Annotated in this window: 21 protein-coding genes; 6 read left to right on the top strand and 15 right to left on the bottom strand. The window is 47.6% G+C overall.

All coding sequences use genetic code 11. From position 1 onward, the window contains the following. Nucleotides 1-14: 14 nt before the first annotated feature. The 11 genes from CWC22_RS06465 to CWC22_RS06515 all read right to left on the bottom strand — a co-directional run bounded on the left by CWC22_RS06465 (nt 15) and on the right by CWC22_RS06515 (nt 9,691). Nucleotides 15-1,052 (bottom strand): zinc-binding dehydrogenase, encoded by a 1,038-nt coding sequence (locus CWC22_RS06465; protein WP_138538152.1) that lies wholly within the window; start codon nt 1,050-1,052, stop codon nt 15-17. Continuing rightward, nucleotides 1,053-2,057 carry a phosphotransferase gene (locus CWC22_RS06470; RefSeq protein ID WP_230090627.1) on the bottom strand — a complete coding sequence of 335 codons (1,005 nt, stop codon included), beginning with the start codon at nt 2,055-2,057 and terminating at the stop codon, nt 1,053-1,055. After that, entirely contained in the window at nt 2,039-2,647 is a 609-nt protein-coding gene (locus tag CWC22_RS06475) for an HAD family hydrolase (protein ID WP_138538153.1), read from the bottom strand. Before CWC22_RS06475 ends, CWC22_RS06470 begins: the two co-directional genes overlap by 19 nt. Then, nucleotides 2,644-3,564, bottom strand: a complete 921-nt coding sequence (locus CWC22_RS06480; RefSeq protein WP_138538154.1) for a transketolase family protein — start codon at nt 3,562-3,564, stop codon at nt 2,644-2,646. Before CWC22_RS06480 ends, CWC22_RS06475 begins: the two co-directional genes overlap by 4 nt. Beyond that, the gene (locus CWC22_RS06485; protein WP_138538155.1) at nt 3,561-4,361 is read right to left on the bottom strand and encodes a transketolase; all 801 of its coding nucleotides are present in this window, start codon (nt 4,359-4,361) and stop codon (nt 3,561-3,563) included. Before CWC22_RS06485 ends, CWC22_RS06480 begins: the two co-directional genes overlap by 4 nt. 248 nt (nt 4,362-4,609) lie before the next feature. Next, nucleotides 4,610-5,611: a TylF/MycF/NovP-related O-methyltransferase gene (locus CWC22_RS06490; protein ID WP_138538156.1), complete on the bottom strand. Its 1,002-nt coding sequence runs from the start codon at nt 5,609-5,611 to the stop codon at nt 4,610-4,612. Nucleotides 5,612-5,664: 53 nt separating this feature from the next. Then, nucleotides 5,665-6,357, bottom strand: coding sequence for a class I SAM-dependent methyltransferase (locus CWC22_RS06495; RefSeq protein ID WP_230090628.1), 693 nt, complete (start codon nt 6,355-6,357; stop codon nt 5,665-5,667). Next, nucleotides 6,335-7,324 carry a GDP-mannose 4,6-dehydratase gene (locus CWC22_RS06500; RefSeq protein WP_138538157.1) on the bottom strand — a complete coding sequence of 330 codons (990 nt, stop codon included), beginning with the start codon at nt 7,322-7,324 and terminating at the stop codon, nt 6,335-6,337. The genes CWC22_RS06495 and CWC22_RS06500 overlap by 23 nt, the downstream gene beginning before the upstream one ends. Beyond that, the gene (locus CWC22_RS06505; RefSeq protein WP_138538158.1) at nt 7,317-7,928 is read right to left on the bottom strand and encodes an SIS domain-containing protein; all 612 of its coding nucleotides are present in this window, start codon (nt 7,926-7,928) and stop codon (nt 7,317-7,319) included. Before CWC22_RS06505 ends, CWC22_RS06500 begins: the two co-directional genes overlap by 8 nt. Then, a complete protein-coding gene (locus CWC22_RS06510; RefSeq protein ID WP_138538159.1) occupies nt 7,925-8,872 on the bottom strand; it encodes an NAD-dependent epimerase/dehydratase family protein in 948 nt (315 codons plus the stop codon). Before CWC22_RS06510 ends, CWC22_RS06505 begins: the two co-directional genes overlap by 4 nt. A gap of 93 nt (nt 8,873-8,965) precedes the next feature. After that, complete coding sequence (locus CWC22_RS06515) at nt 8,966-9,691, bottom strand: cytidylyltransferase domain-containing protein (protein WP_138538181.1); 726 nt, start codon at nt 9,689-9,691, stop codon at nt 8,966-8,968. Between the two features lie 185 nt (nt 9,692-9,876). Between CWC22_RS06515 and pseI the strand changes: the two genes are divergently transcribed. Genes pseI through CWC22_RS06535 form a run of 4 tightly spaced genes read left to right on the top strand, consistent with a single transcriptional unit; the run spans nt 9,877 to nt 14,270 of the window. Then, nucleotides 9,877-10,917 carry a pseudaminic acid synthase gene (gene pseI / locus CWC22_RS06520; RefSeq protein ID WP_138538160.1) on the top strand — a complete coding sequence of 347 codons (1,041 nt, stop codon included), beginning with the start codon at nt 9,877-9,879 and terminating at the stop codon, nt 10,915-10,917. Further along, the gene (locus CWC22_RS06525; RefSeq protein ID WP_138538161.1) at nt 10,914-11,165 is read left to right on the top strand and encodes a phosphopantetheine-binding protein; all 252 of its coding nucleotides are present in this window, start codon (nt 10,914-10,916) and stop codon (nt 11,163-11,165) included. The genes pseI and CWC22_RS06525 overlap by 4 nt, the downstream gene beginning before the upstream one ends. After that, nucleotides 11,162-12,742 carry a pseudaminic acid biosynthesis protein PseG gene (locus tag CWC22_RS06530; RefSeq protein ID WP_138538162.1) on the top strand — a complete coding sequence of 527 codons (1,581 nt, stop codon included), beginning with the start codon at nt 11,162-11,164 and terminating at the stop codon, nt 12,740-12,742. Before CWC22_RS06525 ends, CWC22_RS06530 begins: the two co-directional genes overlap by 4 nt. Before the next feature lie 10 nt (nt 12,743-12,752). Next, nucleotides 12,753-14,270 carry a class I adenylate-forming enzyme family protein gene (locus CWC22_RS06535; protein WP_230090629.1) on the top strand — a complete coding sequence of 506 codons (1,518 nt, stop codon included), beginning with the start codon at nt 12,753-12,755 and terminating at the stop codon, nt 14,268-14,270. A gap of 14 nt (nt 14,271-14,284) precedes the next feature. On the opposite strand, the gene CWC22_RS06540 is transcribed toward CWC22_RS06535, so the two are convergent. The 3 genes from CWC22_RS06540 to pseB are packed head-to-tail and all read right to left on the bottom strand — an operon-like array spanning nt 14,285 to nt 17,631. Continuing rightward, nucleotides 14,285-15,415, bottom strand: coding sequence for a Gfo/Idh/MocA family protein (locus CWC22_RS06540; protein WP_138538163.1), 1,131 nt, complete (start codon nt 15,413-15,415; stop codon nt 14,285-14,287). 6 nt (nt 15,416-15,421) lie between these two features. Then, nucleotides 15,422-16,612, bottom strand: a complete 1,191-nt coding sequence (gene pseC / locus CWC22_RS06545) for a UDP-4-amino-4,6-dideoxy-N-acetyl-beta-L-altrosamine transaminase (RefSeq protein WP_138538164.1) — start codon at nt 16,610-16,612, stop codon at nt 15,422-15,424. Nucleotides 16,613-16,629: 17 nt separating this feature from the next. Next, nucleotides 16,630-17,631: a UDP-N-acetylglucosamine 4,6-dehydratase (inverting) gene (gene pseB / locus CWC22_RS06550; protein WP_138538165.1), complete on the bottom strand. Its 1,002-nt coding sequence runs from the start codon at nt 17,629-17,631 to the stop codon at nt 16,630-16,632. Between the two features lie 225 nt (nt 17,632-17,856). Here pseB and CWC22_RS06555 point away from each other — a divergent pair, with 225 nt between their 5' ends. Next, nucleotides 17,857-18,642, top strand: a complete 786-nt coding sequence (locus CWC22_RS06555; protein WP_125563834.1) for a flagellin — start codon at nt 17,857-17,859, stop codon at nt 18,640-18,642. Nucleotides 18,643-19,011: 369 nt separating this feature from the next. Continuing rightward, the gene (locus CWC22_RS06560; protein WP_138538166.1) at nt 19,012-20,454 is read left to right on the top strand and encodes a sigma-54 dependent transcriptional regulator; all 1,443 of its coding nucleotides are present in this window, start codon (nt 19,012-19,014) and stop codon (nt 20,452-20,454) included. A 151-nt stretch (nt 20,455-20,605) separates the two neighbouring features. On the opposite strand, the gene CWC22_RS06565 is transcribed toward CWC22_RS06560, so the two are convergent. Then, complete coding sequence (locus CWC22_RS06565) at nt 20,606-21,217, bottom strand: DNA-3-methyladenine glycosylase I (protein WP_138538167.1); 612 nt, start codon at nt 21,215-21,217, stop codon at nt 20,606-20,608. Between the last annotated feature and the right edge of the window lie 128 nt (nt 21,218-21,345).

Raw genomic sequence — 21,345 nt, forward strand, 5'->3', positions numbered from 1 at the left:
GACCTCCCCGGTAATCAGCTGGCAATTTCGATCACGGCCCGGATAATTTTTTTGTTTTTCAGATCTTCCAGGGCTTCATTTACTTCATCCAATCGATACACTCGACTAAGCAGGGCTTCCAGGTCGACCTCATTATTCTGGTATAGTTTGATAAACTTAGGAATATCGACATCTGGCTTGGAGCCGCCACCCCAGCTACCTCGGATCGATTTACCTCTGTGGAATGCATGTGGTTCCAGTGCTATCTTTTCTTCAGCACGAGGGTGTGAGGCGAATATACACTGGCCTCCATTGTCCTTCACAGACTCAAAAGCTTGCTCTATGGTGCGTGTGGTACCACCTGCTTCAATACTGTAATCAACACCGACGTTGTTTGTCAGTTTAATGATTTCAGAGACCGGATCGCAGCTGCTGGCATCTATGGTGTGTGTGGCACCAAGCTGTTTGGCTATCTCAAGTTTTTGCGGGCTGACGTCCACGGCAATCAGCTTCGTAGGAGAAAAGAGTTTCGCTGCAAGTAACGCACTCATGCCGATCCCACCCATGCCAAAGATGGCGATGTGTTTTTCTGGTTCAGGCTTTAATTCGTTAAACACAATACCCATGCCTGTAGGGAGTGCACAGCCAAACAGGATCGCGATTTTTTCCGGAAAGTCAGCAGGAAGTTTCACCACTCGGTTTTCGGCAACGATGCTTTTTTCACTCAGGGTGGTGGCGCTGCCTGAATTGATGAGGTAACCATCATGCGGGTATTTTCCGCCAGGTGCATCAAGGCCATCGCCTTTGAGCCAGCCTATTACGACTTTATCTCCGGGTTGTACTTTGGACACTCCCTCTCCGACGCTTTCGACAATGCCTACGCCCTCATGACCGAGCAGATGAGGAAGGTACTTGTCTTCACCCCGGCCGCCGCTGACTTCCATTAATTGTGAATGACACAAGCCGCTGTATAGGATTTTGACCTGAACCTGACCTGTGGTTAATTCCGGAAGCGCAATGCCATCAACAATTTTTAAGGGCTGACCTGTTTCGAATAATATAGCTGCTTTCATTTAACTGTCTCTAAGTAGGTTCTGTAATTGATGTATTTTATGGTCAATTTGTTCAAAATAGCGTTGGCTCTTATTGAGTTGCTGTAACTGCATCTGCTGCAGTTTTGCTTCCTTTTCTTTTAAGCAAGAAATGTTCCAGGAAAACGCTCTGCGCATTTGTACATCGGGTAAAAATTCATTGAGCATGATCAGGCACCACTTGAGCAAGGTGAGCTCATAGATGGTTTTGAGTGTGGCAGGCTCTGATGCTTGCGCCTTAAATAATGGCGACTGCAAAAATTGTGGCAAATAGGAGAGTGCAACAGGCAATGCTGGCTGAGCAAAGAAGTCGCAAAGCAGTTTCCAGCTGCTGTCTGTGCCCGCATACTCAAAGTCAATAAAGTACATTTGGCCTGCACTTTTAAGTGCGTTGTGAAAGCCAAAATCGGAGGGCGAAACCACATCTTTAGGGCATGCTTGTTGCCAATCGATGCCAGGTGTCGCGCTAATGAGCTGGGTGCGGGTTTCTATTTGTGTCAGCAGTACATCCAGGTCCTGATTGCCTCTGTGCGCTTCAAATCGTGTCAGACGGTTCGTGATCAGATGAATAAAATCTGCCAAAAGGGCAGGGCTGTCTGTCGCTTCATTCAGTGCAGCACGGGCAATATTTGGCCCATTAATGGCCTGAATAAAATCATAGGCAGCGCTGATGTCATGCTGTGTGATTTGTTCAACAGCCTGGCCATCAATAAATTCATAAATGGCAGAAAGTGTTGCCGGGCAATAGTTCAGGGGTCGAGCGATCTGAGTAATGCCTGCTGCAGACAACTGACAGCTAAACTGATATTCATTGTGAAGTTTGTTGAGTGCTCGTGCGCCTGGTGCAAAGCACTTCAGGAAATATGGTTGGCCGCCCGCACTAAGCTTGTAGCCCTGATTATTTGCACCCTGAGGCAAGTCTGAGCAGTGCCAGTCTTCCTGACCCAAAGTGCAGCTAATAAAGTGTGTTAGTTCGACTGAGAACATAGCCAGGCATCCAGAGCTTGCCACTGGTTAATATACGCGCCGTCGTGGTCCGGGTGTTTATCTGGCGCAAACAAAACGCCCTGGCATTGGGCGGGAAAATCGCTGTGAGTCAGAATGCTGGGTAAATCATCGATAAATACGGCGCAGTCGAGTTGTGCAATACGCGCGATCTTTTGCTCTTTGGTCTCATTGAAGAAAACAGCTTCAGAACAAACAGGTGCATCAATTGAGCCGATAAACTTATGGCTTATGAGCCACTGGGTCGCCGCTTCATGAAAGTCGACCCGTTTTCCGATAATCGGGTATTTCGTTTTATGTGATACTATGGCCAGTTGGTGACCATGAGCTTGCAAGCGCTGCATCGCATCGAGTGCGCCTGGATACGGCTGTGCCTGAGTAATTTCTTTGCCGTAGACGATGCCTTGTAACTCAGTCCATCTGGCTTCGTTATCCTGGCTGATAAAGTATTGCTTGACCTCATTTTTACTTTGGCCAACCGACTCAGGTAACCAACCAAGCGCACAGCCGACGCGATAAAACACGCCGGTGTAGTCGGCAATGGTGTTATCAAAATCAATACCGATGATCACACTACACCTCGCTCTGATAAGGTATTCATAATATCAGTCACAGTCAGGCCTGCTTTCGCTCTGGCATCCGCGGTAGAGTGCACCTGATCGATAAAGCGGTCGGGGATCCCGAAACGGTGTACCCGTGGCCAGTTTACCTGTTCGCTAAAGTATTCCAAAACCGCACTACCGAAGCCACCATTGACATTGTGCTCTTCGAGTGTGATCACGTGGTCAAAACGTGTCATTGCGTCGTTGAGGTAATCCTGGTCCAGTGGCTTAACGGTGTGGAAGCTCACCAGCTCAGGTGACACACCACGTTCGTTTAAGGTGTGCACTAATTCCTGTGCCAGTGGCATAATGGTGCCGCTACTGAGTACGGCAATACGCTCACCGGGGCGCATCACATGCACCTTGCCAAAGGTAAGAGCAGGTTTACCCTCGTGTACTGCTGGCTCGTTCTTTTTACCGATCCTGAAGTAACAGGGCGCATTGAGCTTGATTAGCTGTGGCATCAGTTGCTCTAGTTCATAGGCATCAGCCGGGCAGATCACGTGCATATTTGGCAAGGCACGCATCAAAGCAATGTCTTCGAACGAGTGATGAGTCGGGCCCAGGTTGGCATACGATAAGCCAGAGCCGGTACCGACGATGATCACAGGTTGATTCTGATAGGCGATATCAATCTTGATCTGCTCAAAGTTCCGTGACGTGGTAAACGGGGTGATAGTATAAATAAAGGGTTTGTGGCCCATCATTGCGCTGCCTGCGGCCATAGAAGCCATATTGGCTTCGGCGATCCCGGCATTGATGGTACGATCTTCTGCAAACTCTTTTAACGGGTTAAACAACCGATTGCCGATATCTGCATAATAAAGCAGCAGGCTGTTGTCATCTTTGGCAAGCTCAGTCAGGACTCGTGCAAATGCGTTTCTCATGATAATCCCAGCTCCTGTTTCGCGTGCGCCACTTCTTGTTCTGTTGGAATACGGTAATGCCAGTTATTGTCGTTTTCCATAAATGACACACCTTTGCCTTTTATAGTATCCGCGACAATGCATACAGGTTGTTGGATGGATTTTGCGGCTTCCAAAGCCTGTACCAGCGCACTGAGATCATGACCGTCGACACGCATTGTATGCCAGCCGAATGCACGCCATTTCTCTTCCAGTGGCTCCAGATGCATAATTTCGGTACTTTCACCAGTACCTTGTAACTTGTTAAAATCGACAATGGCAACCAGGTTACTTAAGTGCTTGCCGGCCGCAAACATCGCCGCCTCCCAGACCGTACCTTCATTGATTTCGCCGTCGCCCATGAGCACATAAAAACGGTTATTGGCCCCCTGGAGCTGTTTACTGAGTGCCATACCTGTTGCCAGAGACAGCGCATGGCCCAGAGATCCTGAGACTGTTTCTACACCATCAGGGGCATGGATCCCCGGGTGCTCCTCAAATCGACTGCCGGTGCTGCCGTGCTGATATAAATCTTCAACAGGAAAGAACCCGCGGTAGGCCAAGCTTGTATATAAAGCGCTGGCGGCATGGCCTTTACCAAGTAAAAAATAGTCTCGCTCCGGATGCGTTGGCTGATCAGGGTATATGTTCATCACGTTCCAATATAAGGCTGTGAGAATATCTACACATGACAGGCAGCTACCCAGGTGAGGGGTTTTTGTTTTGTTTGAAACATCGCACAAAGTATGGCGAATTTGAGCTGAAATTAAATGGGTCATATTAATTTACTTTCTTACTTATTAATTGCTCAAAGTACTGCAAAGTCGACTTGGGCGTATCGTGAGCGCTTTGTCTTTTACAGGAGGCGAAGCAGTTGGAAAATGCCATGACTCGTTTATCAGGATTGTTAATCCGCAGATAATCGGACCATACTAACGCAAAGCACCCGTTGGTTGACATTGTGTCAGATAATACAGTTTGCATACTGCTTCTCCTCTTCAAGAAAAACGTCACTTATTTAGTGAGATTACTTTGGTTGGTATGAGTGAATCACTTTCACATGAGAGCCAAATCCATAGTATTCTCTGTCGTTAAACACTATCTGGTATTTATCACAAATATCAGTCCATGCTTTTTGTTGTCCAAACAAAGGTGAATTGTTGTTACAACTCCAATCGTCAAACATTAATACCGCACCTGCTGATAGCATATTGTTGGCTAATAAGTGCTCAAGTACTTGCATTGTGGATTCATACAAATCACAATCTAAGTGTACTAAGCTAAATTGCGTGCCAGAGGCAATAGTGGGTAGCGTTTCGTTAAACCAACCTTCGTAAGTTTGAAAGTTGTTAAAATCAAGCTGTGAGCGTATGGTATCGCTCAGCGTGTCCGCACTGATTGAAGCACAAGCACATTCACCCCATACACCCGCTTGCACTAGCGGAGACTCCAAATCAACTTCACTTTTAGAAACGGGCAGTCCTTCAAAACTATCGAACAAATGCAGTTTGCTATTTGTTCCGTAGTAATTATTACAATCGCGCATTGTTTTGCTGAGCATGTAACTAGACTGGCCAGTACCACATCCAAACTCTGCAATGTCACCTTTGATATCTCTCGAAATAACCAGTTCGGTATATTTCGCAAGCGTTCTAAAGGTTTCTTCTCTGAGCGACACATAAGGTTTGTAATCTGGCTCTTTATGGTCTGAGTAAACGTGGAAAATATTATCGTTTACGCTGGTTCCGTCCATCAGGTTTTGATGGGCAACTTCAATTTTGTCAGGTGAAATACCGAGTGACTCTAACTGTGGTCTTATTTGTTTTCTATACTGACTGGCAATGATTATTTTATCAAAGTCCAGCCCTTGGAGTTGCTCTGGTGCCATAATCTCAACACCAAACATCTCGGTATACCAAATAGACTCATTGTTATCGGAAAAAGCAACTACGTTTATATCACTCTGGGTTTTTAAGAGTTGATATGTATTGCTTCCGCCTTTTCCTGCTCCAAATATTACTACTTCCATTTTTTTGTCCTTACAGCTTATTGGGTAATTCACACAAGTTTGGTTTGTTCCGGTTAAGGAATAAACCAATAAAAATCGCCACTATATCCGTTGTCGCGGAAGAACTGCTTCCAGTCATCCACATGCATTATTGTTTTGGCGGTCAGAGCCCATTCCATCATGCGCTCTTTTTCTTCGTTGTTGCGATATGCATCAACGGTAATAAAAGATTTGCCACGGCTGACGCGCTCAATTTCACGCAGTGCCATGGCGCACTCATTTTCTTCCAGGTTATGAATGGTGTTGATTGACATCACGACGTCAAAGCTATTGTCTTCGTAGGGCAGGGCTTTGGCATTGCCTTGCGTCAGTAGATCTTTGACTTCTTCTTTGGCATGTTCCAGTGCGTATTCTGAAATATCCAGTCCGCGCAATGTCATACCTGGGATCAACTGTTGCAGGTCGTACAGCATAAAGCCTTTTGCACATCCCACGTCCAGCAGGCTGGAGCCTGAATCGAGGCCGAAGTGTGCTTTGAGATCCGGTACCACGGGTTGCCAGAAACGGGGTAAGTAACTAAAGCCACCATAACCATAGGTACGATCGCCATCAAAGAAGTCCTTGCCGTATTGTCTGGCAATTTCACGGTCCGCTTCGGTGATTACGTTGGCGCGGCCTTTGGTATCGCGCTTAGATTTAGGGTAATTTCTTAATAAATCGATTTCTTGTCCGGACATGGGGATCTCACGCTTTATGAATGTAGTCATGGGGTAATGTGCCAAGTTCGCTCTGGTACTGTTTCACCCAGGCGATGGTGCGCTCCAGGCCGTTTTCCAGCGAGACTTGATCCTGCCAGTTGAGTTCTGAGCGGACCTTGTTGCTGTCCAGCAGGTAAGCTGCATCTTTGCCGAGGCGGTCTTCTGTGACAGCGCAGACCTGCTCAAAGGGCACTTGCAGCATATCGCAGATAAGCTCAACTAATGCGCGAATGGTGATCATGCGCTCGGTCGAAATATGATACGTCTCGCCCAGTGTGCCGTGATTGCCTATTTTCAGTGTGGCATCTGACACATCATCGATATGAATAAATGAACGGGTAGAGTGACCGCCGCCATGCAGGGGTAATACCTTACCTAACAAGGCAAACAAAATGGTTCTTGGGATGATGCGATAAAGTTGTTGGCCTTCACCATACACATTCGCTGCACGGGTAAATAATACAGGGAATTTGTAGACATCAAAAAACGTATGCAAGCTCATATCTGCTGCAGCACGAGACACCGCATAAGGAGTGCTCGGTTGGTAGTTACGGTGCTCTTGGACCAGGCCTTCGCAGCTACCGTAGACCTCAGGCGTGGAGATATGCACGTACTTGTCGAGGTGATCTAGGTCCTTGAGCTGATTATGCAGCTTGATGGTCGAGACTGCGTTGGTCATAAACCAGTGTTCTGGATATTGCCAGCTTTGTCCCACCATGCTCTGTGCAGCAAAGTTATAGACAGTATTAACTTTATGGCGTTTGATGAGCGCCATAATGTCGTCCAGCTGGTGGTTCAGGTCGAGTTGATGAAAGTCTGGCTGGTTTGCCTGCCACTTGTAGGGCAATAGCGCGCTATGTGGTTCTGCTGAGCGGCTGACAGCCAGCACTGAATGTTCTTGTTTTAGTAAATGGGCGCAAAACGATGCGCCCGAAAAGGAGTTACTACCGAGTACAAGGATTGGCGCATTAGCCATGATTGAGCTCCTGATAAAGGGCTTTCATTAAAATATGTCCGATCACCACTTGGGTATCCTCAGAGATCTGCATGTCCTGGATCGCAAAGTGAAATGCCTGGTCGACCAGTGGCTTGGCTTTACCACCATCAAAACCGAGTATCCCGACGGTATGCATACCGAGCAAGTGAGCTTGCTCTATAGCACGAATGATATTGCCTGAATTGCCGCTACCTGAGAGCACCATCAGCACATCGTGCTTACTTGCTTTTACCTTAAGTTGATGGGCAAAAATGTTGTCGTAACCGATGTCATTGCCGAGGCAAGTTAACACTGAACTATTTGCTGCCAGCGCCTCAACTTTGAGGGCATCTCCTTGAGGGTGAACACCAAATGTAAAGTCGTTCGCAAGGTGGATGGCGTTGGCCGCAGACCCGCCATTACCACATAAATACAAGGTACCGCCTTTGGCTTTCATATCCAGTAAAGTACTGACCAGCTGTTTAATTTCATTGCCATCGAGCTGCGTCAGCACCTGACTCAGTGTATGCACATAGTCTTCGGTCAGGGCGACAATGGGATCCCGGCGAGGGATTGGGGCGACGATGCCTTGTTGCTTGCTCATAATACTTCCCGCTGCATCCATTTAAGGTTATAGAAGCGATCTTCATTTTTTAACTGGCCTGCGCGATACGCGGCGATCAGCTCTTCAATCGCAGTGGCGACATTTTTAGTTGGCTTAAAGCCGGTCTCAAGGAGTTTGTCTGAGTTGATGCGGTAACACCTTGGGTCGTTTGAAGGTGTCACTTCAATGTCGCACTCCACCTGAGCTTTTACCATGTTCGCGATATCCATGATGGAGATATTCTCAAAGCCTGCATTGAACACCCCACTGGTTTTCTCTGGGTGTTCCAGCATATAGATATACAGGTCAGTAATATCGTCAATATGGATGTTTGGCCTTACTTGCGCACCACCAAAAACGGTGATTTTGCTATTTTCAAGTGCCTGCATCGTCAACATATTGACGGACACATCCAGTCTTTGACGGGGCGATAAACCACACACGGTGGCAGGGCGAACAATTTGTACAGCCATATCGTCGGCATAGCTTAGTAGCACACGCTCGGCGACCATTTTGGTTTTGTTATATTCTGAGATGGGCTCTAAAGTTAAGTCTTCAGTGACCTGCTCTTCATCTTTCACACCGTAAACACTGCCTGAAGAGGCGTAAATGAATTGCTTGATACCGGCACGTTTCGCTTTGTCTGCCAGCTGCATTGTGGCCAGTGCGCTTACTTCCCAGGTCAGTTTAGGGTCCAGGTCTCCACAGGGGTCATTGGCAATCGAGGCCAGATGAATAATGCTGTGTACACCACCCAGTTCAATGTCTGAGGTATGACGCACGTCACCTTTAATCACAGTGAGGTTTTCGTGTTCAGGCAGGAAGTTACCGAACCATTGGGTGTCCAGCGCGATAACCTGGTAGCCTTTGGCGAGCAGCTTAGGTACTAATACCGTGCCCTTATATCCGGTGGCACCGGTCACTAAAACGGTTTTATTGCTCATTTTTCTCTCTTTTTGAATATTTTAATCACCCGGTATGACAATGCTAACGCAAATATCGTGCCTAAAATGCAGGTGTCAAAGACCTACTCTGTGCTAAACAGTTTTTTGTTCAACGTGCTTATTTATATCGGCAAGGTGGGGATGATTCTTTAATGTTTCTAACAACTCGCTGTAACCAAAGTCGAGGCGGTTATCCAATTGCTGATATATTGCCTTAATTGCGGTGTAGTCGTCCGGCTCGTCTAGTGTCAGCCGATAGTGGCTGTGGTCGTCGCCTGCACTGATGATGTGGCTATTCATGGTATTGAACTTTGCCATACCTAAAGTGACATGCTCTCTGTCTGGTGCGCTTGTTGCGAGCTGGTGTGTGCGCGCCAGCAATCGAAATGCGAATACACAGGTATCGAGACCGCGAGGAAAACCGCTATGTGGGCCGAGGCTGACCATATCTACGTCATGATTATGGTAGTAAGTGATGGCTTGACGAACCAAATCAGCATCAATGAGAGGACAGTCACTGGTCAGGCGTACAATGGCGGTATTGTCTTGTGCACCAAACTGACGGGCTGCCAGATAGTAGCGACTCAGTACATCTTCAGTACTGCCCCGAAAATACTTCACTCCAAGACGTTGACACAGAGCGACAATAGGGTGTTCGCTGCCATCGTCGGTCGTTGCTACGATCACATTTTCCGTCAAATCTTGAAGTCGCTCCAACATCACTTGCAGCACAGTGCTAGTACACAGTGGCAGCAGTACTTTGCCGGGTAGACGAGTAGAGGTCATTCTTGCCTGAATAATGATCTGAACTTTATTCATTGAAGTCATTGTTATCATTGTAATTGAGATCAATATAGCAAATGATTACACTCAAAGACAGAGACAAAGTGGCGTTGAAGCGCGCGAACCTATTGACTTTGGACAATGTTTATTCATTTTTTCAAAAAGGGCGCACTTTTTGCTTAACTTGATAGAGATGCCAGCGTAAAACAAGAAGGCGTACAGTGAATTTTCAGAAACAGATTACCATAGTAGGTGACCAAGTTGGCCATGACCAGCCCTGCTACATCATTGCAGAAATGTCTGCAAATCATGGCCAATCTTTAACCAAGGCCAAAGAGTTGGTTTATGCGGCAAAAGAAGCAGGAGCCAATGCGATTAAGCTGCAAACCTACACCGCAGATACCCTGACCATGGATTGTAAATTGCCACATTTTGAGGCTACGGGCCCATGGCAGGGGCAATATTTGTATGACCTCTATAAAGGGGCCTACATGCCCTGGGACTTTCATGCTGAGTTATTTGAGTTGGCTGAAAAAATTGGTATTACCTGCTTCTCATCCCCTTTTGACAAAACGGCCGTTGATTTGCTGGCTCAGCTGAATGCGCCGGCCTACAAAATTGCCTCGCCGGAGTTAATTGATCATCAACTTATCCGCGATGTGGCAGCAACCAACAAGCCTGTGATTATGTCGACAGGGGGAGCGACTTTGGTTGAGATTGCTGAAGCCGTAAAGGTGGCTGAGGAAGCGGGTATTAACGAGCTATGTTTGATGAAGTGCACCAGCACTTACCCTGCGCCCGCTGACAGCATTAATCTGCGTACCATTCCGCACATGCGAGAAGCTTTTGGTTGTCCTGTTGGCTTGTCTGATCATACCCTAGGCAATGACGTTCCATTGGCGTCGGTGGCTGTGGGCGCTTGCATGATTGAAAAGCACTTTGTGATGAGCAAAGAGGACGATACCGCTGACAGCTTTTTCTCAATGACACCTGATGAACTAGCAGCCCTGGTGCATGGCGTGCGGCAAATAGAAATGGCGATGGGGCAGGTTCATTACCCGAGTGAGGCGTCCAAAGCACGCCGCTGTGTTTACATCGTTAAAGACATTCAAGCAGGTGAGCGGATCACTGCAGAGCATGTGGCACAGATGCGTCCGGGTGGCGGCGAGATCATGCCCAAATCGTTACCAGATGTGATTGGCCGCACGGTAAATAAGGCGCTGATACGCGGGATGCAGTTGAGCTGGGGAGATATGCTATGAGCATACAGCGTGAAGCCGTAGTGGTTTTGTTAAAAGAGTTTTTCGAAGTGCGCGCTGTGGTTGTAAGCGAAGCGGACTTTGAGTCCTTCGACTTTATTGCCGCAGGGGTGCTGGACTCTTTCGAAGTATTGTCGATGATCATGCATATTGAAGCGCATTTTGGGTTGTCTGTCCCACCGGAATTGCTGCTTGAGTCAAGCAATGCACAAGTGGGTAATTTTGTTGATGCCATAGTGGCACTCGCATGATAGCAATTCGTGTGGATACGCGCTGTGGCCTGGGTCACTTTATGCGCATGAAGTGGCTGGCCAAAGCGCTGATTGAGCAACATCAGCAAGTGGTAATGCTGGTGGACGAAAACACGGTGCCCGCGCGCTTTTATCAAGATATGAATATCGTATTGGTTGAAGTACCGCAGCAGCCGGATCCGGTCAGTGACGCGCAGTTTGCACTGGATATTTTGGCGCATCGAGGTGATTTGGTCAGTCGCTGGGTGGTCGATGGATATGGTTTCGATGTGCGCTGGGAATCACGCATCCGGCAAAGTGGCGTGCCGTTGTTGGCAATGGATGACTTAGCCCGGGAGCACGTCGCCGATTTAGTGGTTGATGCTAAATGGCAGGGGTCACAAACCGCTGTGCGTTATGATGGAAAGCTGGCAGCACACAGCCAGACTTTACTGGGGCCGGATTACAGTATTTTGGCACCAGAATATCACTGTCCAGCGGCTCAAACGCGTGATGGCGGACTATTATTTTCGCTGGGTGGCGGCGGAGATTGGCATGTGCCAGCTGCATGGATAGACCGTTTACTTAAAACGCCTCCACAAGGGCTTGAAACCACAGCGATAAAAGTGGTGATTGGACCTAAAGCGACAGGCACTGAACAACTGCGCTCTTTGGCAGCACAACACCCACGGCTGACTTTAATTGAACAGGCAACTAGTCTCGCACAATATTATCAGCGCTGTGGCCTGTTTGTGGGGGCGCTCGGGACATCCCTATATGAACTGGCCGCAACACAAACGCCTGCGCTGAGTTTTAGTCTGGCCGATAATCAGAATAATGCCCAGGCAGATTTGGAAGCGCTGGGTCATTATCTCCATATTCCCAACCTGTTGACACATGCTACGCATAAAGTGGTTGAGTTGATCGCCTCGTTATTCAGTGCACATACTCGGGTGCAACAATTGTGTTCAGAGGCTTCTGTCATCGTGGATGGGATGGGGGCTAAACGTATCGCGTCTGTACTCTTAGGCAACGCTGTATCGGGTTTGACATTGGCGCGTAGCGCTTCGAGCGAGCCTGGAGTGAGCTGGGCGCTTGCAGATAACTTACACTTGTATCCTGTGATAGATAAACACATCAACAGCTACCTTAACGCACGTAATCGCAGCGACAATGCCTGGCGTATGACTATTACCGATCGCATTGATAAAGTTGATCATTATCGCTGGTGGTTCCGTCAAACACGTGACTCATTTGTGCTGTCGCAAGACGGTGAACCATTACTCTATGTTTGGCATCAATGTGCGGAAATAGCAGGGCAGACTTATCTGTTTGGTGGCTGGTTTGCAGCCAGTGATAAGGTGAATTTTGTGCATGCGCAACTGATCTTGCAATGGCAGCTATCACACACGGCTCAGGTTTATCCTGATGCAATTTGGGTGGCAGTGATCAACAAGCAAAACCGGTTTGTCAACTTGCTGAACGAGCGCGCCGGCTTTGTTGCGTTGACTGAAAATGAGCCCGGTCATGACGCCGCGCGGCTGCTTTTTCCCAATGCCAGTCCCGCAGACTTTAATTTTGTTGCCAAATATCCATAGAGGACAGATTGTGAGTAATATCTATCAAATTTTTGCACAGCATGTGCAGTCTCAGCCAGATAAAACCGCATTGGTGTTTGAGCAACAGACTTTGAGTTATCAGGCGCTGAATGCTCAGGTATTGAAGCTTTGCGTGCATTTTGATCGTTTAGGATTACGGCCTGGTCAACGGGTGGCGTTGTTTGCTCCGAATGGCCTTGAGTATCCGGTTGTGATGCTGGCGGCGGCCCGCCTGGGCCTGGCCATTGTGCCTTTGCCTATCAGTCTCAAAGGTGATGCGTTGTCGGTGGCGCTGAAGAAAACGCCGGTTGCGGCAGTGATCGCTTGGCCTTCTATTGGTCGAACTTTACTGGCAGACGCCGTCATTGACCCCACTAACTTAATCAGTTTGTCACAGCCTGTTGCGGATGAGCCCTGCTGGCACGACATTATGTCAGAGGAGTCGGTGGTGCAGTCGGTGAGTGCACCAGCGCAAAAGATTGATGTCAATGACCCCTATATACTAACCATGACATCCGGCTCCACAGGTCAGCCCAAACCGATAGTACTAAGCCAGCAATGTAAGATCAGCCGTGCCTATGACGCCACGATAAATTACTACGGGTTAACCCCAGACGAAGTCGTGCTGGTTGCGACGCCACTGTATCACTCACTTGCCCAGCGGGGGGTATTGATGCCCCTGATGTTAGGCGCAACCAGTGTGATCTTGCCTAAGTTTACGTTATCAAAGTGGCTCTGTGCTATTGAGACGCATCAAGTTAGTTTTCTGTTTGCGGTATCGGCTCAATTAGAGAGTTTGTTAAGCAGTGACGAAGAGGCTGATTTGAGTTCGTTGCGTTGTGTGGTGTCCTCCTCGGCGGTGCTGTCAGCTGAGTCCAAGCAGGCTTTGTTGCGCAAGTTACCCTGTCGTTTTCACGAGTGCTATGGTGCTTCTGAAGTGGGTGTGGTCAGTGATTTTTGTGTTAGTGAACGACGAGATAAAAACGGCGCCGTCGGTGAGGCTTTGCCGTTTGTGCAGGTTAAGATCCTGGATCAGCAGGGACATGCCGTGGATGAGGGGGAAGTGGGCGAAATTGCGTGTCAGACGATAACTGGCTTCAGCGGTTATCTGAAAATGCCTCAGCAAACTCAGGATGCATTTGATCCGCAGGGCTATTTTCTGACCGGCGACTTGGGTTATCTGGATGAAGATGGCTTCCTGTATTATGTTGGGCGAAAAAAAGAAGTGATCTCCAGTGGGGGGATCAATATTTTTCCTCAGGACATTGAGGCGGTTTTCAGAAAGCATCCGAAAGTGGTGGATTGTGTGGCTTTTGGTTGTGCAGACAGGCAGTTGGGTGAGTACATCAAAGTGGTCTATGAGCAACAGGATGACACGGATATCAGCCGTGAGTTAAGGCTACTGTGTTTGTCTGAGCTGACGGACTATCAGCAACCGCGCTCGCTCGAACGCATTAGTGCGCTGCCAAGAACGCCGATGGGGAAGGTTCTCAGAAATGATGTGAAAACACGTTTTTCAGAAGTGTGATCCGGGTGTCAGGCTCAAACCTGACACCAACTGTGTTGCTCATTCGAAGTGACTGCTGCTTCAAACAGCGCCATACTTGCCTGAGCCTGAGCGAATCCAAACACATACTCGTTCTTAGGGGCTGTGCCTGCCAGATGTGCAGATAAAGCCTGATGAATGTCAGTGTATAGATTTGCAAACGCTTCAACAAATCCGGTCGGATGACCTGGTTTCATTCGATTGTACCGGAACTGGTTGGCATACTGACACTGACCTGCACGGTCCAGTATCTCACGTCTACCATCACTAAACTGCAGCTGTAATTCATCTGGGTTGAGTTGTACCCAGGTAGCACTACCCGTTGTACCATAGACCCTAACCTGCAACCCATTTCGGTGGCCGATGGCGGTTTTTGACATCCACATGCTGCCGTGGATCCCGTCAGGGTATTTTAGGAGCATTTGCACATCGTCAATCAATCCCGGATAGTCTGAGTGATTGGCAAACTGAGCACAGGTTTCTGTGGGTTCCCGTTCCAGTAAATAGCTCGACAAGTGATGTAAATGGACGCCCAAGTCAAGGCAGATAGTAGGGACCTGATAGTCCTGAAGTCGCCACGCCTGAGGCTTGGCTGGTTTGCCTGCGATATCGGGCGGGCGCTTGAAGCCTTCCTGGGGCATCTCCAGGTGAATTTTTTGGATCTGACCTAACTTTCCCTGAGCAATTAGGTGCTTGAGTTCACGAACCATAGCATAGCCACTGTAGTTATAGGTTACAGCCAGGAAATGTTTAGCCGGGTCATACACAGTAGCCAATGCTTGTGTTTCAGAGGTACCACAGACCAGTGACTTTTCGCAAATGATCGGAATATTTTCATTCAGTAATGCCGTTAGCACCTCCAAGTGATGAGGCGTGGGCGTAAGCACCACCACGGCGTCCACCTGATTTTTTTCTTGTTTAATAAGCGTGCGCCAGTCGCTATAGGTCCGCTCAGGGGCAATGTCCCACTGCTGTGCGGTCGCTTCATTGGCGCTATGATCGCGACTGAAGGCACCTGCAACCACTTTGAAGCGATTGTCTAGTTGTGCAGCGGTAAAATGTACGTAGCCAACGGCCGAGTTCGTTCCTCCACCGATAAAGGCAAGGTTTAAAGGCTTAGTTGTCATGGGCTGCTACTCCTTCAGTGCTGTTTGAGTGTGTTGCCAGTCGCAGAGTAGCTGACTAAGGGTGTCAACGACCTGTTGTTGCTGTGGTGCTGTTAAAGACGGAAATAAGGGTAGAGTGATGGCACTGTGATAGTACGCTTCGCTGGCCGGGCAATAACCAGCCTTAAACCCTTGTTGTTGATAGTAAGGCTGCAAATAGATCGGGATATAGTGCACATGAGCAAAGACCCCTTTTGCTCTCAGCTGGGAGACCAGATACTGGTGTAATTGCCGGGTACTGTCAGCAATTCTGACGACATAGAGGTGATAGGCGCTGTATTGGTTTTCTGATTGAGCCAAAGGGGTTACGCCTTCCACCTGCGCAAACAGAGCGTCGTAGTGTTGTGCCAACTTGTTACGCGTGGCAACAAATTGATCAAGCTGCGCTAGTTGGCTCAAACCCAATGCAGCATGTAGATCGGTCATCCGATAATTGAATCCTAGTGCTTGCTGTTGATAATACCAGGGCCCATGACTTGGCTCGGTCAGCAGCGCCGGGTCTGCAGTAATACCATGACTACGCAATGAGCGCATACGCTGCGCAAGCGCCTCATTTTGTGTGACGGCCATTCCACCTTCTGCCGATGTAATGATTTTTACCGGATGGAAGCTGAATACACAAATATCCGAATAGTCGCAGTGGCCGACAGGATTACTCTGATAGCGTCCCCCGATGGCATGGGATGCATCTTCGATGATTTTAAAACCATACTGCCTGGCCAACTTCGCGATGGCTTCCATGTCACAAGACTGGCCTGCAAAGTGTACGGGGATAACCACATCGGGTAAGCGGTCGGTTTCCTGTGCGTGCCGTAACTTTTCTGCCAATGCAAGTACACACAGGTTGCCCGACGTCTCATCGATATCCACGAAGTCGACGGATGCGCCGCAATAGAGCGCACAGTTTGCCGAGGCAACAAAAGAATTTGGCACCGTCCAGACCAAACTGTTTTGTGTGACATCGAGTGCCATACAGGCAACGTGTAAAGCCGACGTGGCACTATTTACTGCCACGGCATGTGGCGCTTGGCAATATCTGGCGACGGCTTGTTCAAACTGAGGTACAACCGGTCCTTGGGTCAAAAAATCAGACTGCAACACCGCGACGACTGCGTCAATGTCCTGTTGTGCGATGTTCTGTTTGCCATAAGGGATCATGCTGTCCTCCTGGCGTATTAAGCTAATGCCTGAGCATTGAAAGCTTTTATTTCTTCTATAGAGAGATAGTCTGGATTACTGAGCGAATTATACTCAAAGCCTGGTGCGACAGCATGGCCTTGCTCGCCCAGGGCATTGGTATCGAAATCATTGCTACGGCTACTGAATTTGATACCGGGTGCAATTACAAAATGGTCACTAAATTCAAAGGTGTCAAAACAAAGGTCTTCGGGACACATCACTTCGTGCAATTTTTCTCCAGGGCGTATACCCACGATCTTATGCGGCAGTTGCGGTGCCATTGCAGTGGCAAGGTCAACAATACGAATCGAAGGTATCTTAGGTACGAAAATCTCACCCCCCATCATTCGTTCAAAATTCTTCAGTACAAAGTCGACACCTTGCTGGAGACTAATCCAAAACCGGGTCATGTCAGCATGGGTAATAGGGATATGGTCACACCCTTCATCGATAAAACGCTGAAATACGGGGACAACCGACCCTCGAGAGCATACCACATTGCCGTACCGGACAACTGAGAATAAGGTCTTATGACCACCGGCGATATTATTCGCAGCAACAAATAGCTTATCAGAAGCCAGTTTAGTTGCACCATATAGGTTAATTGGGTTTGCTGCTTTATCTGTTGACAGGGCGATCACTTTTTCAACATTGTTGTCCAGCGCTGCTTCAATGACGTTTTCAGCCCCATTGATATTGGTTTTGATACATTCCATGGGATTGTATTCAGCTGCTGGCACCTGCTTGAGTGCTGCCGCATGGATCACATAATCTACACCTTGCATCGCTCGATAAAGGCGGCTTTTGTCTCGGACGTCACCGATAAAGTAGCGCATACAGGGATCGTTGAATATCTGCTGCATCTCAAACTGCTTTAATTCATCACGAGAAAAAACAATAATTTTCTTTGGCTTGTATCGGGTTAAAAGCGTTTTGACATACTTTTTACCAAATGAGCCTGTGCCGCCTGTGATGAGAATAGTCTTATTGTCAAACATAAAAGTCCACCTAAAGGTGCATTGAATTCTTTACAGTATAGAAAAAGGTATGACTGTAACAAAATTCCCTTAAAAAGATAAAAAAGCGATTACTCAATACTTTATATCAGATATTGATAATTTGCAGTAAATATACATAGACTGCTATTCAATTTCTGACAATAGATGACTTTTTGAACACAAAGGGGTAGACTTAGAGGTAATAACACCTGATGGGGAGGCGTTATGCAGATAAATTCTCAAAGTACTAGTTTTTTTAACCGGGTTGATCAAACCAATAACAAGCTTAATCAACAGCTTGCAAGTGGTAAAAAGGTCAACTCAGCAGCCGATGATGCAGCAGCGTTGCAGATAATCAACCGTCTGACATCTCAGCAGGAAGGCTACAATCAGTCTATCCGCAATGCTTATGATGGTATTTCTTATTCGCAAACAACCGATTCTGCCTTGTCTGGCGTGAACGATGCTGTATCGCGGATCCGAGAGTTGTCACTTCAGTCTGGCAGTGGTGCGCTGACAGACAGTGACAGGCAAGCTTTGCAAGACGAAGTGTCGCAGCTTCAGTCGCAGATCTCAGATACCTTCGCTAATACAACGTTTGGGGGACAGGCACTGTTTGATGGTAATCAGACAAGCTTCCAGGTGGGGCCAGATGCAAATACAACGCAAGGTTTCACGGCGTCTGATGGCAGTTTCGCTAACCCGATCCTGAGTGTAGACATTTCGACTCAGGCTGGCGCACAAACGGCGATTGATGCGGCAGATCAAGTGTCGGAGGCGCTCAATACACAAAGGACTCAGCTGGGGGCGTTTGAAAACACACTCAATAGCACCATACGTGGCCTGGGAACACAAAGAGACAATATCGCAGAAAGTCAGAGTCGTATTCAGGATACTGACTACGCAAGTGCGGTTGCCGAACAAACGGCCAACGATATTTTATCTCAGGCGTCCATTGCATTGCGCGGACAGGCAAACCAGTCTGCTTCATCGGTGCTCGGGCTGTTGTAAGTCAAACGTTGGTTAGTACAGTGTTTTAAAAGAGCCGGCAATTTAATGCTGGCTTTTTTATTGTTTTTCGCGCCTCAGACACGTTGAGCTTAGCGTCGTCAGCATGCGGCTGTTTTTAAAATAGTACCAGGTTCCAGAACGCCATTGTTGCGACGTTATAGGTTATTCTGAGGCGTTCATCTCGTCCCTTATAAAAGTACGCCTCTCTGATTTTTCTAAATTTTAATCCTTAAGTATTGATTTGGCGCATAGGCAGCGGCGTTTTTTTGGCGTTGATGTCAAAAACTTGCCACTTAGGTATTGCATCCCCATGTCACTGACTTACAATCATTACTATTGATATATACGAAGAAGTTGGATCTTGCGGGCATGATTACGATCCTGGATAACAATAATAACAGAGCAGCCGGACTGGCAGCGGCATTGAGTTTCGTTGGACAGCCAGCACAGGTGATTGCGGAGTCGGAATTTTCCGCCGATCTGTTGAATAACCTACAAGAGCCAGTGGTTATCTTGGGGGCTCTGTCACAACTAAATCATGAGGCGTTGATCAAATCTTTGCCCGCAGTACCGTTTTTGCTGATTGGCGAAACTCTAAGGCCGCTACTATCGTTGGCAAACGTGATTGGTCTTATCACGGAGCCATTTAGTCAGGAAGTGACCATGCAGCTATTGCATGATTGTCAGCAATACCAGCGCATGTTGCCGGGTAAGTCGACTCAGCTGAATGATGCGAAATCGTTTGACGGCCTGGTGGGAGATACAAAAGCCGTCAAAGAAGTGCGTTTTTTGATTTCTCAGGTTGCGAAAACAGACGCCAATGTCCTGATCCTGGGCGAATCCGGAACCGGTAAAGAGGTGGTTGCGCGAAATGTGCACTTGCTATCCAACCGCAATGCAGGTCCCTTTGTGCCTGTTAACTGTGGCGCTATTCCCGGAGAGTTACTTGAGAGTGAGTTGTTCGGACATGAAAAAGGAGCCTTCACCGGTGCTATTTCTGCACGTAAAGGGCGTTTTGAATTAGCGCAAGGTGGTACATTATTCCTCGATGAAATCGGCGATATGCCTTTGCAAATGCAAGTTAAGTTGTTACGTGTCTTGCAGGAACGCAGTTATGAGCGTGTTGGTGGTACTAAGCCTATCCAGGCGGATGTACGAGTTATTGCTGCAACGCACCGTAATCTGGAAATCATGATTGAAGAAGGTAAATTCCGCGAAGATTTGTTTTACCGTTTAAATGTGTTTCCCATTGAAAACCCCTCCCTGCGTGAACGTGCTGATGATATTCCTTTGCTATTAAAAGAGTTATTACGTCGTGTTGCAGAGCAGGGCGGCAGCACGGTGAAGTTCACTGATCGCGCGATTGACAGTCTCAAAGCACATAGCTGGCCCGGGAATATTCGTGAGCTTGCAAACCTGGTGGAACGCATGGCGATTATGTTTCCTGAAAAAGTGGTCGATGTGACCGACTTGCCCAGTAAGTATCGTTATATCGAAGTGGAAGCCTATGAGCCGGAATATCCGGAAGAGCTGCTTGAAAAAGACGTCTTTAATGAGTTGTTCAGTGATGGCTTCAGTGACTTTGACGATGAAGAAGAAACACTCGATCAGGATAATATGGAACCGGGCCTGGGGTTACTGCCTGATGAGGGTATCGAGCTCAAAGAGTATCTGGCTGAGATGGAAATTAGTCTTATTACTCAGGCTCTTGAGCGTTACGACTATGTGGTTGCCAGAGCGGCTGAGATCCTCGGTGTGCGCCGTACAACCCTGGTCGAAAAAATGAAGAAGTACAATCTGAATCGCGATTAGAAAGAGTGACTAATTGCGTAATTACGGCACCCTGGAGGTGCCGTTTTTTATGGGGGCTAAAATGTGATGTGCCACACTTATGTGTTTGTTATAGTGTTTGTGAGCTAAACACAAAGAGCTTGGCTGCGGTTAAATGATAAGGCGCCTCACATCATAGCTTGCTAAGCTGCGCTTTAATATCCAGCGTCTTGTTTGCCTCTAATATGGGTGCCTTGCAAAAACAGTCATCATGATGATCATTGACCATGCCACAGGCCTGCATATGCGCATAGACTGTGGTGGGCCCAAGAAATTTGAAACCACGCTTTTTTAAATCTTTGGCAAATTGTGCGCTTATCTCTGTGGTTGCCTGATAGTCTTCGGGACTGTGAATGGTGTTTATGATTGGCGTAAAGTGGACAAATTGCCACTGATAGTAAGCAAAGCTGCCGAACTCCTGTTGAATTTCGATAAATCGTTTTGCGTTATTAATGGTTGCCTGGATCTTCAATTTATTGCGGATGATCCCGGGATTGTCCATCAGCCTGGTCACATCGTCCTCTGTCATTGCTGCAACTTTGTGCGGCTCAAACTGATGAAACGCCGCTCGATAGTTATCACGTTTTTTTAATATGGTATACCAACTGAGTCCAGCCTGAGCAGACTCCAGAGTAATAAACTCGAACAGTTTATCGTCATTCAGTACCGGCTTTCCCCATTCTTCGTCGTGATACGCAACGTAATCAGGCTTGCTTAAATCGACCCAGTGACAACGTGTGGTCATGATATTGTCCTTAATGTTGACAGTGATTAGAGTCAGTTTAGCGCATTATTAATCGCTGTACAAATAAACAGTGTCAAACTTTTGAAGGCATCCTTACGATTTTAATTTATTGAATATATTGAGTTTTA

The organism is Pseudoalteromonas rubra (genome assembly GCF_005886805.2).
Taxonomy (GTDB): Bacteria; Pseudomonadota; Gammaproteobacteria; order Enterobacterales; family Alteromonadaceae; genus Pseudoalteromonas; species Pseudoalteromonas rubra_D.